Source organism: Amycolatopsis sp. NPDC049253 (assembly GCF_040678995.1).
In the GTDB taxonomy this organism is placed as follows: Bacteria; Actinomycetota; Actinomycetes; order Mycobacteriales; family Pseudonocardiaceae; genus Amycolatopsis.
Map to the genome: position 1 here is coordinate 46987 of NZ_JBFAQX010000042.1, position 16481 is coordinate 63467.

Annotated in this window: 14 protein-coding genes; 5 read left to right on the forward strand and 9 right to left on the reverse strand. The window is 68.6% G+C overall.

Annotated elements, in window-relative coordinates:
- Positions 1–205 precede the first annotated feature (205 nt).
- A complete protein-coding gene (locus tag AB0K15_RS44505) occupies positions 206–1387 on the forward strand; it encodes a sodium:proton exchanger (RefSeq protein ID WP_364066439.1) in 1182 nt (393 codons plus the stop codon).
- A gap of 10 nt (positions 1388–1397) precedes the next feature.
- Here the strand turns inward: AB0K15_RS44505 and AB0K15_RS44510 are convergent, their stop codons facing one another.
- Both AB0K15_RS44510 and folP read right to left on the reverse strand, forming a co-directional pair.
- Positions 1398–2072 carry a hypothetical protein gene (locus AB0K15_RS44510; protein ID WP_364066442.1) on the reverse strand — a complete coding sequence of 225 codons (675 nt, stop codon included), beginning with the start codon at positions 2070–2072 and terminating at the stop codon, positions 1398–1400.
- On the reverse strand, positions 2069–2929 hold the full coding sequence (folP, locus tag AB0K15_RS44515; RefSeq protein WP_364066445.1) for a dihydropteroate synthase: 861 nt from the start codon (positions 2927–2929) through the stop codon (positions 2069–2071). The genes AB0K15_RS44510 and folP overlap by 4 nt, the downstream gene beginning before the upstream one ends.
- A 230-nt stretch (positions 2930–3159) precedes the next feature.
- Between folP and AB0K15_RS44520 the strand changes: the two genes are divergently transcribed.
- Positions 3160–4029 (forward strand): SDR family NAD(P)-dependent oxidoreductase, encoded by an 870-nt coding sequence (locus AB0K15_RS44520; RefSeq protein WP_364066448.1) that lies wholly within the window; start codon positions 3160–3162, stop codon positions 4027–4029.
- Between the two features lie 91 nt (positions 4030–4120).
- Complete coding sequence (locus AB0K15_RS44525) at positions 4121–4510, forward strand: hypothetical protein (RefSeq protein WP_364066451.1); 390 nt, start codon at positions 4121–4123, stop codon at positions 4508–4510.
- 74 nt (positions 4511–4584) lie between these two features.
- Here the strand turns inward: AB0K15_RS44525 and AB0K15_RS44530 are convergent, their stop codons facing one another.
- The 7 genes from AB0K15_RS44530 to AB0K15_RS44560 form a co-directional block, all read right to left on the reverse strand.
- Positions 4585–6690 carry a hydantoinase B/oxoprolinase family protein gene (locus AB0K15_RS44530; protein WP_364066454.1) on the reverse strand — a complete coding sequence of 702 codons (2106 nt, stop codon included), beginning with the start codon at positions 6688–6690 and terminating at the stop codon, positions 4585–4587.
- Positions 6687–8765, reverse strand: a complete 2079-nt coding sequence (locus AB0K15_RS44535) for a hydantoinase/oxoprolinase family protein (RefSeq protein WP_364066457.1) — start codon at positions 8763–8765, stop codon at positions 6687–6689. Before AB0K15_RS44535 ends, AB0K15_RS44530 begins: the two co-directional genes overlap by 4 nt.
- Before the next feature lie 14 nt (positions 8766–8779).
- The gene (locus AB0K15_RS44540; RefSeq protein ID WP_364066460.1) at positions 8780–9622 is read right to left on the reverse strand and encodes an SDR family oxidoreductase; all 843 of its coding nucleotides are present in this window, start codon (positions 9620–9622) and stop codon (positions 8780–8782) included.
- 62 nt (positions 9623–9684) lie between these two features.
- Positions 9685–10167: a nuclear transport factor 2 family protein gene (locus tag AB0K15_RS44545; RefSeq protein WP_364066463.1), complete on the reverse strand. Its 483-nt coding sequence runs from the start codon at positions 10165–10167 to the stop codon at positions 9685–9687.
- Positions 10168–10212: 45 nt separating this feature from the next.
- Complete coding sequence (locus AB0K15_RS44550; protein WP_364066466.1) at positions 10213–11358, reverse strand: hypothetical protein; 1146 nt, start codon at positions 11356–11358, stop codon at positions 10213–10215.
- Positions 11359–11476: 118 nt separating this feature from the next.
- On the reverse strand, positions 11477–12304 hold the full coding sequence (locus tag AB0K15_RS44555; protein ID WP_364066469.1) for an SDR family oxidoreductase: 828 nt from the start codon (positions 12302–12304) through the stop codon (positions 11477–11479).
- Between the two features lie 13 nt (positions 12305–12317).
- Positions 12318–12575: a hypothetical protein gene (locus AB0K15_RS44560; protein WP_364066472.1), complete on the reverse strand. Its 258-nt coding sequence runs from the start codon at positions 12573–12575 to the stop codon at positions 12318–12320.
- 26 nt (positions 12576–12601) lie between these two features.
- Between AB0K15_RS44560 and AB0K15_RS44565 the strand changes: the two genes are divergently transcribed.
- Together AB0K15_RS44565 and AB0K15_RS44570 are read left to right on the forward strand one after the other, a co-directional pair.
- Positions 12602–15766 (forward strand): RHS repeat-associated core domain-containing protein, encoded by a 3165-nt coding sequence (locus AB0K15_RS44565; protein WP_364066475.1) that lies wholly within the window; start codon positions 12602–12604, stop codon positions 15764–15766.
- A 116-nt stretch (positions 15767–15882) separates the two neighbouring features.
- Positions 15883–16278 (forward strand): hypothetical protein, encoded by a 396-nt coding sequence (locus tag AB0K15_RS44570; RefSeq protein WP_364066478.1) that lies wholly within the window; start codon positions 15883–15885, stop codon positions 16276–16278.
- Positions 16279–16481: the final 203 nt, after the last annotated feature.

The window sequence follows — 16481 nt, forward strand, 5'->3', positions numbered from 1 at the left end:
TGCGCGTTACCGCCCCCGTTACTCGCGTGCACCGCGGCTCGGCTAACGGCCTCGGTAACGGCCCAGTCCGATCCTTTCGACCGGCGAGACCACCGGACCGCGGCGATGCGGGCGCGAGCCCGAGGAAGAGGGTGGCGAGTTGGCGGCATCGGTCGAGAGCTCCGGACGGTCCCGCCGTTCGCTCGCCGTGGCCATCGTTCTCGCAGTGCCCGCGCTGCTCCTTCGCGTCACCGGGGTGACGCCGAGCGCGTTGCCGGGGCTCCTCGTGTTCGGCACCGCGGTGGTGGCGTCGTCGTTCGTGCTGGCCTGGGCCGCCGAAGGCGCGCAAGTGGACGTGTCCGGCGGCTTGGCGATCGCGGCGCTGGCCGTGGTGGTCGTGCTGCCGGAGTACGCCGTGGACTTCTACTTCGCCTACGCCGCGGGCGGGAAGCCGGAGTTCGTCGCCTACGCGGCGGCGAACATGACGGGGTCGAACCGGCTGCTGCTGGGGCTCGGGTGGCCGGCGGTCCTCGTCGCGGCGGCCGTCTTGGCCCGCCGAAGGACGCGCCGCGATGGCCGCCCCGGCGCCCGGCGGGGAGCGGCGGTCGTGCTGGAACCCGCACGCCGGGTCGATCTCGGGTTCCTGCTGTTCGCCTCCGGTGTCGCGCTCCTGATCGTCTTAACCGGGGAGATCTCGGTACCGGTCGGGCTCGTTCTGGCCGCGCTGTTCGGCTGGTACCTCTGGAAAGTCTCGCGCGGTGGTGTCGAAGAACCGGAACTGACGGGTACCGCCGCCCACCTCGGTTCGCTTCCCCGCCGCCGCAGGCGGGCCGCGGTCACGGGTTTGTTCCTCTTCGCCGCCTCGGTCGTGGCTGCGTCCGCGGATCCGTTCGCGCAGGCGCTCCTGGGTACCGGCGAACGGTGGGGGATCGACCGGTTCCTGCTCGTGCAATGGCTGGCCCCGCTGGCTTCGGAGGCCCCCGAGTTCATCATCGCGATCCTGTTCGCCTTGCGAGGCCGGAGTTCCGCCGCGATGGGCACGCTGATCTCGAGCAAGGTTACCCAGTGGACGTTGCTCGTCGGCAGCCTGCCGCTGGCCTATCTCGTCGGCGGTGGTGGCTTCGCGCTCCGGCTCGATCCGCGTCAGCTCGAGGAACTGCTGCTCACCGCGGCCCAGACGGCGCTCGGCGTCGGCACGCTGCTGACGTGCGCGTTCCGCGCCCGGGCGGCGGCGCTCGTGCTCGTGCTCCTCGCCGTGCAGTTCGTCGTTCCCGGGCAGCGCGCTCGGCTCGTCCTTTGCGGCGTGTACGGCATTTCGGCCCTCGTCGCCTTCGTGGCCGGCCGCCGCCGCGTCCTGCCAACGCTGGCTGCACCCTTTCGCAAGGACGCTTCCGCCGATGCCCGGTGATGCGGGCCGATCAGGCCGAAACGGGTCGCAGCGTCCACGTGACGACGTAGTAGAGCACGCCGTACGGGTCGTCGACGTAGTGCACCTCGGTGCCCGCCACGGCGCGGCCCGCGTGGTGTACGGCCGCGCCGAGGACGTGCAACGCCGGGCGGCCCTGCATTAGCAGTTCCTCGGCCAGCGCGGAATCGAGGCGTCGCAGTGCTTCGGGCTCTCCCCGTTCGAGTGCCTGCACGACCGATGCGTCGAACGCCTCGGCGCGCTCGTCGAAGTACCCGGGCGCCTTCGGCGTGCGGCTGGCGCTGCCGTCGGCCATGACCAGCAGTGCGACCCGTTCGTCACCGGTGGCGACTTCGGCTCCCGCGAGGTCGCACGAAGCCGCGTCGGCGTTCGCGGCGATCGCCTGCCACTCGACGCGGCCGGTCCACCCGGCTTCGGACAGCAGTCGCCGCGCGACGTGCAGGCTCCCGGGGGTTTCCTCGGCCTCGGCCGGGAGTTCTCCGACGCGCCAGGTGCCGCTCGCGCGTCCGACGACGACGACGGTGTCGGGTGAGTCGCACAGCAGCCGATCCAGCGCCGTCCCGCACGCGGTCCGCAGTGCGGGAACCGAGTCGTGCCCGCCGCCGAGTTCCCGCAACAACAACGGGGGATGGGGACACACCGCCGCCGAAACCAACGCGCGGGTCACGCCAGCCCCCGCACGGTGCGCGCCGGGGCCCGGGTGCCTTTGATCGTGGCCACCATGTCGAGGACCCGCCGGGTCTCGGGCACCTGGTGTACCCGGAAGACGCTGGCCCCGAGCCACGCGCACACCGCCGTGGCGGCCAGGGTCCCCTCGAGCCGCTCGCCGACGGGCAGGTCGAGCGCTTCGCCGACGAAGTCCTTGTTGGACAGCGACACGAGCACTGGCCGGCCGGTGGCGACCAGTTCGCCGAGCCGACGGGTCACCTCGAGCGAGTGCCAGGTGTTCTTCCCGAAGTCGTGCGCCGGGTCCAACAGCAGGCTTTCCGGCCGCACACCGAGGTGTTCCGCGCGCTCGGCCTGGGCAGTCGTCCGGGCGAGCACGTCGGCGATCACATCCGGGTAGTCGACGCGGTGGGGTCTGGTGCGCGGGCTGACGCCGCCCGCGTGCGCGCACACGAGCGCGACGTCGAACTCGGCCGCGACCCGCGCGAGTTCCGGGTCGAACCCGCCCCAGGCGTCGTTGAGGAGGTCGGCGCCGGCCTCACAGGCGAGCCGGCCGACCTCGGCACGCCAGGTGTCCACGCTGATGACCACATCGGGGTAAGTGGCCCGCACGTTCGCGACGAAGCCGACGACCCGATCGATCTCCTCGGCGGTCGTCACCTCTGTCCCCGGCGCCGCTTTGACCCCGCCGATGTCGACGATCTCCGCGCCTTCCGCGATCACCTGGTGCACGCGGTCGTACGCGGCTCGTTCGTCCCACGTCGCACCCTTGTCGTAGAACGAATCCGGGGTGCGGTTCACGATGGCCATCGTGAGGAGCCGGGTGGCGGGGAACTCGTGCTTACCGAGTCGAATCATGCTCGGCGAGTCCTCTCGGTCGGCGACAGTCCTGTGTGGTCGGTGCGGCCGGACGGCGGGATGCCGGCCGGCGCCGCGCGACCGGTTCGCTCGTGCGTTCGTGTGGCACACCCCACCATAACGGTCCGGCGGACACTTGTCATGTGTCCACTGGACCGCTATGGTGGACGTTGTGAGTGACCGGTGGACACGTAATGAGGTCGCCGACTGTATGCACAAGGAGAGTTACTGTGAGTAAAGTCATTGTCGTGACCGGCACCGCGAGCGGGCTGGGGAAGGCCACCGTGGAGAAGTTCTCGGCCGAAGGCTGGGACGTCGTCGCCACCGTGCGCAAGGAAGCCGACCTGAAGGTGCACGACGGGAACCCTCGGGTGCGCACGCTGCTGCTCGACGTGGACGACGAGGGCGCGGCGGCCGGGTTTGCCGAGGCGGCGCTGGCGGCGTTCGGGCGGGTGGACGCGTTGGTCAACAACGCGGGTTCTTATCAGATGGGACCGCTCGAGGCGTCGACGATGGAGCAGGTGCACGGCCAGTTCCAAACGAACGTGTTCGGGTTGATCGCCGTCACCAAGGCGTTTCTCCCGACGTTCCGGGCGCAGCGGTCCGGAGTCGTCGTGAACATCTCGTCCTTGACCGCGGAGCAGGGTTACCCCTACAACGCGGCCTATGCGGCGTCGAAGGCGGCGGTGGCGACGTTGAGCGAGGCGTTGTCCATGGAGCTGGCCGAGTTCGGGATCGTGGTGCGCGCCATCATGCCTGGCCAGCACGCGACGCGGATCTTCACGAAGATCGACGCGGCGGCGGAAGTGCCGGAGGACTACCAGGCCGGCATCGCGTCGTTCTTCGGTGCTACGCCGATGACCGGCTCGTCGCCGTCCGTGACCGCCGATGCCGTCTATCGCGCTGTCCTCGATCCCGCGCCGGAGCAGGTCCGCGTCTACACGGGGCCCGACTCGGAGGCGATCCCGCACGCCAAGCGGATCCTCGGCCCGCAGGAGTACTGGCGCGAGTTCCGGGAAGCCGCGGTGGGCCGGCCGAGCGCGCTGTTCAGGACTCTGGTCCCGGCGCCCGGGTCGGAACCGCTTCAGCGCGACGTCTGATCGGGGCACAATCCGCCCCGGCTGCCTTTTCCCGATTCAGCACCTTCGACCGTCATCTTTTTCTCACCACACATTCCCGAGGAGTTCCGCCATGTCAGGTCCGTTCATCTTCGTCGCCACCAACAAGGTCCTCGACGGCAAGATCGAGGACGAACAGCGTCGCGTCCCGGGCTGGATCCGGTTCATCCAGGACAACGAGCCGCGCACCATCGGTTTCCACGAGTACCGCAGCGCGGACGGCACCGAGGTGGAGTACATCCAGATCCACCCGGACACCGACTCGTTCGAGCACCACGTGCGCGTGCTCAGCGACCTCGTCAACCCGTCCTGGAAGGAAACCCTCGAAGGCACGACCGCCATTCGCATGTACGGCCGCCCGACCCAGGCGATCCTCGACATGCTGGAGGCGCTCGCGGGCGCGGGAATTCCGGTGACCGTGTTCGACGAGCACCTGGGCGGGTTCACCCGGCTGCAGGGCTGACAAACGGGTTACGGGTGTCACCTCGCTCGTCGGCCGCACCGGTTCTCGCCGGCGCGGCCGGGACGTCGGTGTGGTCAAGCGCGAGTCCAGGAAAGCGGGCTGACCTCGATCGCGCACCCGACCCCGTCGGGCACCACTTCGGTCAGCAGCACCCGGCCCGTTTCGGGGTCCAAATAGGACCGCTCGACCAGGGTGCCGGTCAGCGCCCGCGTGATGGTCGGGCACCCGTCGGTCCACGGGTCGGGCGCCACGGCAAGGACCGCACCGCTTTCGGCGGCGACCGCGTGGTGTCCGCGTTGCTCCACCCCCGGGTAGAGCGGGCGCGCCGCGAGGTCCGCGGGTGGCGTGGTTCCGGCGGACCCGGGACGCCGCGCCGGTGCGGCGGCCGACAATCGGCCGCGACGCAACCCTTCGCGACGGGCGGCGGTGGCGCCGATATCGGGCTCCCGGCCGGACAGCACGACGCCGTACATCTGCTCGGCTTCCGCGGCTGTGAACCGCCCGTGCCGGACGTCGAGCGCCACCCGGGTGGGTTCACGGTCGAGCGGATCGCCGTAGCCGCCACCGGAACCCAGCCGGAACTCGAGTGCGTCGCCTTCGCCGACAACGACACCGCTGCTCTTGCCTGCGAGGTCTTCGGCCGGCCTGTCCTCATGGTGCAGGAGGAATTCGCTGGTGGCGCCGGGGCTGCCGCCGGCGACGCCGGCGAGCGGGAACTCCTCCCGGATGGCCAGGAGCGAACCGCTGAACGACTTCGTGCCGTGCGGGCGGAACTGCATGTGACATCCGGCGCCGCCGCGGTTTCGCCCTGCGCCGTAGGCGCCGGCTCGCATGCGTTTGAAATCCACCAGCAGTGGGTGCCACCACTCGAGCATTTCGACGTCGATGGCTTCGAGAATCGGTTTGCGGGCGACCATGAACGTCCAGAGGTCGGTCCCGTCGCGATCGTGGCCGGCGGAGTTCCCGGCGAGGGAGCCGTCCATCATCATCCAGCCGTTCGGCGTTCCGTTCGGCGTCAGGTACGACCAGATCTGCAGGGCCATGGCCGAAACCGCGAGTGGGCCGCACAACAGGTGGCTCGCCTCGACCGGATCCGACGCCGTCAACGCCAGCATGAGGCACTGCTGTGCCGCCGTCGTCGCGTTGATGGCGACGTCGATGTGTGCCGAGGCGATCGGCGCGGGTGGCTCCGAGTTCACGATCGTCCCGGGTGGGCAGCGGACCGTGATCGGGCCGAACATGCCCTGGGTGAGGGGAAGGTCGAACGCCAGGACATCGGTGCTGTCGCCGACGAGGATGGCTTCGATGATGTGCGGCTTGGAGTTGAAGAAGTGGTCGGTCTGCGGCGGGGCGCCGGCGAAGTCGAACTCCAGCTCGTCATCGGCGACAGTGAGCTTGCACGGGACCGGGTATAACTCACCGTGCCATTCCGTCCAGCTGGTGTAGCGGTACACGCCGTCGGCCAGTGCCGAGATCCGTCGCCGCATCTCGCGGTCGGCGAGCGCCTTCAGCTCGCCGACGCCATGCAGGAAGGACTCGACACCCATTCCGGTGGCGATTTCGAGCAGCTTGTCCCGCGCGACGGAAACTCCGGCGATGAGGCTGCGCATGTCCATTTCGACGACGTCGGGTACCCGGACGTTGTTGAGAACGACGGCCCAGATCTCACTCTGCTCCACCCCCGCCCGGGAGAGGTGCACCGGAGGAAGCCGGAGCGCTTCCTGGTAACAGTCGACGGCCTCGGGGGACCACGAGCCGAACACCATCCCGCCCATGTCGAGCATGTGGCCGGAATTCACCACCCAGGCGATCAGCTCCTCGCCGTGGAACACGGGGAGCTGGATCAAGACGTCCTGCGCGTGCAGCCCGCCGCCGTGGTGCGGGTCATTGGCGAAAAAGAGGTCACCCGGCTGCAGGGTTTCGCCGTGTGCCTCGAGCGTCGCTCGCACGGCGTGGCTGCAGACTCCGAAGTGGTGGGTCAGCGCGCCGCCGGCGACGATCAGGTCGCCGTTGGCTTCAAGCAGCGTGCTCGAATAGTCGCGGGATTCGGAGATCACCGGGCTGATCGCCGTCCGCTCGATGGTGATCGCACCCTCCTCGGCCGTCGCCTGCAGGCGCGACCGGAGGATTCCGAGCGCCACGGGATCCAGGCCGATGTGCCGGTGCTCGCTCGTCGTCACAGGGAAATCCTCACGTCGATGGTCCGGTAGGAGTCCAGGTGGGCCGTGCAACCCGGCGGGAGCCAGACGGTCGTGTCTCTGGCGTCGACCACAGCCGGCCCGGTGATCGTGTGTCCGGGCCGGAGGTCTTCACCACGCACCACCGGCGTCTGCCGCGGCCTCGTGGTGGAGCCGCCGAGGATCGGCCGTCGCGAGTGGACCGGCGCCGGGCCGGACTGGCCGGCGGGCTGAGCGGTCAGGCGGGCACGGGTGGTCGCGCCGACCCCGGTCGCCTTGAGCGCCGCGATTTCGACCGGTGCGCCGGACACCAGCGCGCCTTCGCCGTAGCGCGCCGAGTACTCCGCGATGAACCGGTCGCGGACGGCGAGCTGGCTGGCGGTGTCGAGGCCGCCGGAGAACTCCACCGGCAGTTCGTAGCGCTGCTTGGCGAACCGCAGTTCGGCGCCGACCGTGATCGAGGTGGCCGCGGCGGGCACGCCGTCGGCGGCGAGGTCGGCGCTGACCGCGGCCACCAGATCGTCGACCACGGCGCCGAGCTCGCGTGGGTCTCCCTGAATGGCGAAGCCGACCGACTGCGTGCGCTCTCGGCGCACGTCGGACGTGGCGGCGCCGAAGGCCGAGAAGACGGATGCCAGCTCAGGCACCAGCACCCGCCCGATGTGCAGTTCCCTGGCGATCGACACGCTGAACAACGAACCGCAACCGCCCATGCTGATGAGGGTGAACGTGCGCGGGTCGAAGCCGCGTTCGGCGAACCGGGCGCGCAGGGCTCGGACCATCCCGGCTTCGGCGACTTCGCGGATGCCGTGTGCCGTTCGCTCCGCGTCGAGGCCGATGTTCTCCCCGAGCCGGGCGCACGCCGCCACCGCGGCTTCGCGGTCCAGCTCGATCTCACCGCCGAGGAAGCGGGCGGGGTCGAGGTAGCCGAGCACCACGAGCGCGTCCGTGACCGTCGCTTCGGTGCCACCGCGGCCGTAACAGGCGGGGCCGGGCTGCGCGCCCGCGGATTTCGGGCCGACGCGGAGGATACCGAGCGGGTCGATCCAGCCGACCGATCCGCCGCCGGACCCGACGGAGTCGATGTCGATCATCGGTAGCGCGGTCCAGACACCCATGAGGTCACCGCGAGTCCGCCGGCTCGGCTCTCCGCGGGTGATGAGGGAGACGTCGAACGAGGTGCCGCCGACGTCGCCGGTCACCGCATCCGTGACACCGGTTGCTTCGCAGACGGCGAGCGCGGCGACGACCCCCGCGGCGGGTCCTGATTCCGCGAGCGTGGCGGGTACGCGGCGCCCTTCGGCGATCGAGATCACCCCGCCGCCCGAGTGCACGAGCATCGGCGGATGGGGCAGGCCGAGCTCGGCGAGCTCGCGGGCGAGGGCTTCGACCCCGTTAAGCGCGCCCGAGGTGTAGGCGTTGAGGAGCGCGTACTGCGTCCGGTCGTACTCGCGAATCACCGGCAGGAGCGCCGCCCCCGACATCACCGGCAGGTCCGTGAACTTGAGGGCCAAGGCTTCGGCCGCCGCGCGTTCGTGGCTGTCGTTCACGTGCGACCAGAGGAACGAGACCACGAGCGCTTCCACGGCGTATTCCGTCACCAGCCGCTCGGCGGCCACCAGCAGAGCGGGCACGTCGAGTTCCCGCACCACGCGACCGAGCCGGTCGAGGCGTTCGGGCACACCGGCGATGCACTCGGGATCGACGAGGGACTCGGGCGGCACCAGCCATCCGTCGTGCGCGGACCGGATCCCGCGAGCGATGGGCACCAGGTCTTCGAATCCTTCGGTCGTGAGCAGCCCCACACGCCGGCCGGTGCGCGAGGCGATGGCGTTGGTGACCGCGGTCGTCCCGAGTCCGAATCGGACAACCCGGGGCAGCAGCTCTTCGAGCGTCGTGCCGGCTCGTTCCGCCACGAGCCGGCGCCCGGTGAGAACCCCGCGACCGAGCTCGCCGTGGGTGCTCGCCGCCTTCGCCCGCCAGATCCGGGTGTCGTCGGCCAGCACGACGTCGGTGAAGGTGCCGCCGACGTCGACTCCGATGCAGGCGGCGCCGATCGGATCGGATGTGTGCGTCATCTGGACCTCGCTGATCAGTGGAGGTGGTCGTGCGGCAGGCCGGCTTGCCCGCCGCCGAACGCGGGCGGTTCCGTCCGGCGCAGCTGGAGGAAGTCCTCGCGGGTGATCTCATCGGCGCGCCGGGTCAGCTCGACGAAGTCGTCGGTGGCGACGAACCACCGGCCCGAGAGGGCGTCGGCCCGTCCCGACGCGAGGTACACGGCGGCTTCGCCGGCAAGGCTCGCCGGCGAGTAGGTGAGCGTCTTCAGCAAGCCGCCGAGCCAGCGCGAGCCCTCGGGCGAACTCCGGATGTCGTGGTGCATCCGGGTGTCCACGGAACCCGGATCCAGAGCGAACACCGCGATGCCGTGGCCGGCGGTCTCGGCCGCCAGGCTGTCGGTCAGGCGGACCAGGCCCGCTTTCGCGGCGGCGTAGGAGCTGTTGTGCGGGAACGGTTCTCCCGCCGTGCTGGACACGATGTTCACGATCCGACCACAGCCGGCCCGCACCATGCCCGGGAGCACCGCCGCGCTGCAGACGACCGGGCCGCGGAGGTTCACGGTGACGTCGCTCCACCACGCTTCGGCATCGGTCTCCCACAACCGGCCGAACGCCGTGTTGCACCCCGCGTTGTTCACGAGCAGGTCGATCTCGCCCCACTCACCCCGGACCTTCGCCACGGCGTCGGCCACGGCCGCCGCTTCGGTCACGTCCGCGGTCACCGCCATCGCTCGTCCACCCGCCGACCGGATGAGGCGGGCCGTGGTCGTGACCGTCGCCTCGGAGCGCCCGAGGACGGCGACCGCGGCCCCGGCTCTCGAGAGCGCTTCGGCGATCGCCCGCCCGATTCCGCGCCCGCTGCCGGTCACGATGGCCACGTGACCACTCAGGACAGTGCCGGGGTCGACGGGGGTGCGGTGTGTGCGTGGGTCGCGGGCGATCACAGTTCGGTGGCGGTGGGCAAGTTGGCTCCGGGCGGCTCGGAAAACGGGTAGTCGCCGTCGATCCAGGCGAGTTCCCAACGCCGTCCGGTGACGCGCCAGCCTTCCGGGCGCTTGTGCCACTGGTCGTGGTAGGTCCCGACCAGGCTGTACAGACGAACGTTCCCATCGGCGTCGAGCACACCCTGGGGGTTGTACACCTTGGACTTCGTCGTCGCGTGAGTCCGGTCCGGTGCGAACCGGATCAGCACGTTCGCGTAGATGTGGAAGTCGTGCGGGAGGTTGTGGTGGTTCTTGAAATACGCCTTCATGGTCGGCCAGTCGCGGGTGCCGCCGCCGAGTTTCGTGAAGTCGAAGGTGGTGTCCGGAGCGAACACCTCGTCGAGCGCGTCGAAGTCCTTTTCGTCGAATGCGTGGACGTACAGGGCGATGCGGTCCTGGATCTCCAGCCGATCCGCGATCTCGTCAAGGGCGTAGGACATGTTCCGGTACCTCCGGGTGGGTGTGCTGACGGCGTCGGGTGGGCCTCAGCCGATCCGCCAGATCTTCGTGAAGAGCGCGGCGTAGTCGGCGGGGTAGATCGGCGGGTCCTGGGCGCCCGCGGGAACGGTGTCCCGGGTCAGGATGGTGGGCGTGCCGGCCACCTCGTTGTGCGGCTTGCCGGATTCCTTCGCCCGCAGGATTCCGTCGAGCAGGAACCACCCGGTGATCTCGGAGTTCTCCTGCGACAGCCACCACGCCGCTGATCCGGCGACCACGGCCTGGATCGCCGTCGAGTCCGGCTGGGCGCCGAACACCTTGACGTCGGTCATCCCGGCGGCTTGCAGTGCCGCGGGAACACCGACGCCGAGCGAGCCGATGAGAGCGTAGACGTACTTCGCCGAGGGGTCGGCTTGCAGCGTCGACACGATGGAGCCGGTGGCGGCGGGCGTGCCGACTTCGCTGTTCTGCAGGGTCTTCACGGTGACACCGCACTTCGGGCAGTGCGCCTGCAGAGTTTCCTTGAACTTGTCGGCTTCTGCCTGCAGCACAGGGAACTGCAGGCTCACGACCACCACGTCGGTCGGGACGCACCCGGCGTCGCGCAGCACTGTGTAGGCGTTCACCTCGCCGATGTCCGCGTATTCGGTGGCGCCGTTGTTGACCACGTCGGGCCCGGTCTGGTCGTTCGGCGTGTCCGAGGCCGCGTTGAGCGCCGTGAGGATCCCGGCTTTCCGGGCGGCCGACAGCGCGTTCCTGATCGAGTCGCTGGACGTGGAGCCGATGATCGCGGTCGGGTGCTCGGCGATGGCCTGCTGCCACTTCGCGTTGAGGTCTTCGACCGAGCCGTCGGTGATGAGGACCTTGCCGGCCCAGCCGATCGCGCGCGCCGCCGCGACTGTGGCGTTGGCGGTGGTGACGTCCTGGGGGAGGCTGCCGTTCGAGATCTGGATGACGCTGCCGCCCGGGTCCGGCCGGCGGGCCAGTGCGGTCAGTTCCGACGGTAGTGTCGTGGCCGGTTTCGTGTACGGCGCCAGGAAATCGCCCACCTGCTCGAGACAGGCTTTCGTTTCGGCTGTCACGGCGGAGGGCGCCGCGTCTGTGGGCCCGGTGCAGGCCGCGGTCGCGGTCATCGCGGCGAGGGACAAGAAGGCGAGAAGACGGGCCGGGTGGTGCTTTCTCGTGGAGAACATCGTTGTCCTCTCCGTGCGGCGGCGGTGTCGGGGGCTCGGACGCCCTCGGGCTGACTCGGCCTGGTTCGAACCGGCTGAACGTAACTAGGACTATGATTAGCCTCTTCTGGGTTCGGCGTCAACTGTCCTCTGTGGCCGGGTTCTCGACCGCACCGGAAGGGGAGGAGAAACGGGCCCGCAGTGCGGCCCGGGTCCACTCCTCGTCGGCGGCGATCTTGGGCTCGACCCGCAGCGCCACCCCACCGTCGGCCGCCAGCACCTGGCCGGTCAGCCACCGGCTGCGCGTGCTTGCCAGGAACATGACGACGTCGGCGATGTCGTCCGGTCGCGCGATGCGGCCGAATGGGATGTGCGAAGCCGCTTCGTGTCTGAACCGCGGGTCGGCCAGAGCCGCGGCGGTCATCTCCGTTTCGACGATTCCGGGCGCGACGGCGTTGACCCGGATGCCGCTCTGGGCCAGTTCCAGTGCCGCGGTGCGGATGAGCATCTCGGTTCCGGCCTTCGCGGCACCGTAGGCGCTCAGGCCGCGCTGGCCGAAGCGGGCGTTGACCGAGGTGATCGCGACAACGGTGCCGCTCGTGCCGTGGTCGAGCATGGTCCGGGCCGCGGCTCGCAGGCAGAAGAACGTTCCGTCGAGCTGCACGTTCAGCACGCGGCTCCAGCTCGCCGCTTCGAGCGAGACGATCGGCTGCACGTCGACCACCGCGGCGCACGTGACGAGGCCCTGGATCGGGCCCAGCGCGCCGAACGCCCGGTCGACCTCGCCGGCGTCGCCGACGTCGACGACGTGGGACCGGCCGCCGACCTCGTTGGCGACGGATGTGGCGGCGCGGGCGTCGGAGTCGAGGATCGCGACGGTGGCGCCGGCGCCACGCAGCGCGTGTGCGACCCCGCGCCCGATTCCGGACCCGCCGCCGGTGACCACGTGCAGACCGCTGAGGCGCATCGATTCTCCGTTCTCACGGGGCCTGGTGGCCCGTGCTGCTCGAGGTGGTGTTCACGACTTCCGGATTTCCCTGTGTCCACAGGACTTCCGGGCGCAGGTGCGAGATCCGGCGTTCCTCGGCCGTTTCGAGGAGGGCCACGTGGTAGACGCCGGTCACCGTGTACAAGGGTGGTTCGCAGGCGAAGCGCGCGTGGTGTGCGTGGTAGTAGGCCGAACCCGTGGTTCCGGTGATCCGGACGTTGGTGATCACGTGCTGGGTCCGGTCGGGCAACGGCGTCGGCCTACCAGCTGTATGGCGTGGAACAGTGGCGCACCACCACCGCCTACGACGGTGACCGCACCACCACCATCCCACCCCACGGCGGGACCGCCAGCAGCGTCGTCACCAACGGCCTGGGACAGAAAGTCCAGCTGGCGCAGTACAAAGACCCGGCCCACACCAACCCCGGTGACCCGGCCGACGTCACCAGCTACACCTACACCCACGACGGTCAGCTCGCCTCGACCACCGACACCACCGGCCACAACACCTGGACCACCGGCTACGACCTGCTCGGCCGGAAAGCCTCGGCCACGGACCCGGACACCGGTGCCAGCTCCTTCACCTATGACAACGACGGCCGGATGCTGACCAGCACCGACGCCAGCGGCCGCACGCTGGCCTACACCTACGACAACCTCGGCCGCAAAACCGCCGAATACCAAGATTCCACCAGCGGAACCAAGCTCGCGTCGTGGACCTACGACACGGTGCTGAAGGACAAGCCCGCCAGCTCCAGCCGCTTCGCCGGCGGTAAGACCTACACCAACACCGTCGCCAGCTATGACACCGCGGGCCGGGTCACCAACTCCCGGTACACCATTCCGATCACCGAAACCGGGTTCGGCGGCAACTACTCGTTCTCGTGGCGCTACGACACGCTCAGCGATGTGCTGCTGTCCTTCGGCAGCCCCGCCGCAGGCGGTTTGGCCGACGAGTCCATGCTCACCGACTACGACGCGCTGGACAGCCCGACCACCTTGGACGCCGTCGGAAGCGGCGGCACCCTGCTGGTCTCCGAGACCGACTACAACCCCTACGGGCAGGTCCTGCGGACCAACTACCAGGACCCGACCCTGCCCAACCAGATCTCGGTCACCTACACCTACGCCGACGGCACCAACCGCCTGGCCACGACCCTGGCCGAGCGGGCCACTACGTCGAACTTCATGATCGCCAACCGCTTCTACAACTACGACGCGGCCGGCAACACCACCTCCATCGCCGACACCCCCCAGGGCGCCGCGTCCGATACCCAATGTTTCAGTTACGACTACCTCCAGCGCGTGACCCAGGCCTTCACCCCGGCCTCGGGTGACTGCGCCAGCACCCCGAGCGTCACGGGCTTGGGCGGTGCCGCACCGTACTGGACGTCGTGGACCTACGACTCGACCGGTAACCGCCTCACCCAAACTCAGCACGACACCACCGGCGACACCACCGCGACGTCGACCTACCCGGCCGCCGGGCAGCCCCAGCCGCACGCGATCCAGGCCCTGGACACCACCGGCCCGAACGGCAGCACCCACTCCGACTACACCTACGACCCGGCCGGGCGCACCCTCACCCAGGGAACCGGCGACACGCGCCAGACCTTCACCTACGACGGCGAAGGCCACGTCGCCACCGCCACCGATTCCAGCGGCCACGTCTCCAGCTACACCTACGACGCCGACGGCAACCTCCTGCTGACCAAGGACCCGACCGGCACCACGCTGACCCTCAACGACCTGGAGCTGTTCCGCGCGACCGGAACCTCGAGCACGGTCGGTACCCGGTTCTACACGTTCAACGGCGCACCCGTCGCCGAGCGCAACGCCAAGACCGGGCTGTCGTGGTCGATGACCGACACCCAGAACACCACCTACGCCACCGTCAACGCCGACACCCTCGCCGTCACCCAACGCCGCCAGGACCCCTACGGCGTGGCCCGCGGCCCGGCTCCGTCCACGTGGCCGGACAAGCACGGCTACCTGGGCGGCTACCAGGCCACGACCGGTCTGACCCATCTCGGGGCGCGTGAGTACGACCCCCTGACCGGGCGCTTCACCACCGTCGACCCGGTGCTGAACACCGATAGCCCGCAGCAGATGAACGGCTATTCCTACGCCAGCGACGACCCGGTGGGCCAGTCCGACCCGACCGGGCTGTGCTCGGGCCCCGACGGCGCCTGCCACCTGCCCGGCGGCAAACTCGGCGGCGGCGACGCCTGCCGCAACGGCGGCTGGAGTTGCGGCGGGAAAAGCGATCTGGACTCGAACATCTGCGGCTGCAGGGCGAGTCAACCGCATCCTGCCAACAACGGAACTCCGCCCTCCGGCGGGCACCAGCAGCCAGGGCAAAAGCCCCGCGGCGCATCAGGCGGTGGGTCGCGCGGCGGGTCGGACGATGACAATGATTCAGGCTTCGGCGGCTTTTTGAGCGGCGTTGGACATTTCTTCGCCAAAGCGGGCGAGGCCCTATACGAGTACTCCGGCGCGAAGGACGTCGTAGACGGCTGCTTCCGTGACCCCGACGTCCTCGGATGCCTCAAGGGCGCTGCCGAGGTCGGGATCTTTTTCGTGCCCGGCGGTGCCGAGGCCAGGGGCGCCGAACTTGCCATCGTCGGCGGTGAACACCTCGCCGAGGCCGGGATCGAGGCCGAAGGCCGAGCCGCCGAGGAAGAGCTTGCGGAATCCTGCGAGATCCCGGCCAACAGCTTCGCCGGAGACACCCCCGTGCTCATGGCCGACGGGTCGAAGAAGCCGATCGAGGACATCAAGGTCGGCGACAAGGTCCGCAACGCCCAACCCGACAACAGCAACACCGAGATCCACACGGTCACCGCCGTGCACATCACCGACACCGACCGCGACTTCACCGACGTCACCATCACCACCCCAGCCGGCCCGAAGAAGATCACCTCCACCGCCCACCACCTGTGGTACGACGTCACCACCCACACCTGGACCGATGCCACCAACCTGAAGCCCGGCGACCTGCTCGACACACCCGGCGACGGCCACGCCGCCATCCAGACCCTCCACCGTTACAGCAGCAGCTTCCGCACCTACAACCTCACCCACACGTACTATGTACTCGCGGGCACCACACCGGTACTCGTTCACAACACCACCTGTAAAATCGATGGGGTCGCCGAAGACTGGGCGCAAAAGGCGTTCCACGTGAAGGTTCCGGGTAAGGGTAGTGACGGTGAAGTCTCGGTCTCGGCTGACGCGGAAGGAAATCTTCTCTTCAGGTCGACGTTCAGCGGAAAAGCTGACAAGGCTGCCATTGCCAAGGCGACGAAGGATTTCCAGGACCCTGCCTTCCGGAGTAAGGCGCTGCAGCAAGCGAGCAAAGGACTTGAATATCTGGAGAAGAACCATTCCTACAGTCGGCAGATCCCGGGCTTGAGAAACCTTGTGAACGCGCTTGGATAATGAATCCAGTTATCGCTTGCGGTCCGCCCTTGTCGAACAGGCGAGGGCGGACTGCTTATGTTTGAGAGGGAAACGTGAATCGAGCTCAAGTAATACAATTCTTCAAAAGTGGAAAATTGGGTGACTTCAACGTCGGTATGAGTCTTGCTGCAGTGCTGGAAGCAGTAGGAGATCCCGACGCCACGACGGGGCCACTCCCCGCTATATACGCCTACGGGGATATTCAATTGGGAATTTCACAACGGGAAATCCTTTGGTATATTGCCATTGAGTCGTCCGGGTCAGATGTGGTTATTCCTGGCCCGTGTGGAGCTAGGTGCATGGTGCAGAATTTCACGCGGTCGGAATTTATGAACGTGGCTCAATCTAGTGGGCGGATGGCGGTGAAATCTGAACCATTCGTCTCTGATGAGTATTGGTGGAATATCTCCGGGTCAGGAGTATTTGTCGAGTTTGACGAAGATGGCCTTATGGCTGCCGCTCACTACTCGGATCGGGCGCTTGCAGGCTAGGTGACAATGCGCGCACAGTGCTGCGGCCTTCGGTACCCGGGAAGCTTCATCGCTCGGCTGTGGGTGAGTCATCCTTGGGGCGACGGGGGGCAGTCGATCCAAGTACCGAGCTAGTGCTGCGTCACGCAACGTTGGGTAGGTAATCCGGGCGGCGGATCTTCGAGTTGACTGCGAAGTGACGCTTCGGGTGGCAATGGCGGTTG

What these genes read in the sequence shown, in the direction of transcription:
- AB0K15_RS44525 (WP_364066451.1), top strand. Translation starts at nt 4,121, where the DNA reads ATGTCAGGTCCGTTCATCTTCGTCGCCACCAACAAGGTCCTCGACGGC.
- AB0K15_RS44545 (WP_364066463.1), bottom strand. Translation starts at nt 10,167, where the DNA reads ATGTCCTACGCCCTTGACGAGATCGCGGATCGGCTGGAGATCCAGGAC.
- folP (WP_364066445.1), bottom strand. Translation starts at nt 2,929, where the DNA reads ATGATTCGACTCGGTAAGCACGAGTTCCCCGCCACCCGGCTCCTCACG.
- AB0K15_RS44555 (WP_364066469.1), bottom strand. Translation starts at nt 12,304, where the DNA reads ATGCGCCTCAGCGGTCTGCACGTGGTCACCGGCGGCGGGTCCGGAATC.
- AB0K15_RS44550 (WP_364066466.1), bottom strand. Translation starts at nt 11,358, where the DNA reads ATGTTCTCCACGAGAAAGCACCACCCGGCCCGTCTTCTCGCCTTCTTG.
- AB0K15_RS44535 (WP_364066457.1), bottom strand. Translation starts at nt 8,765, where the DNA reads ATGACGCACACATCCGATCCGATCGGCGCCGCCTGCATCGGAGTCGAC.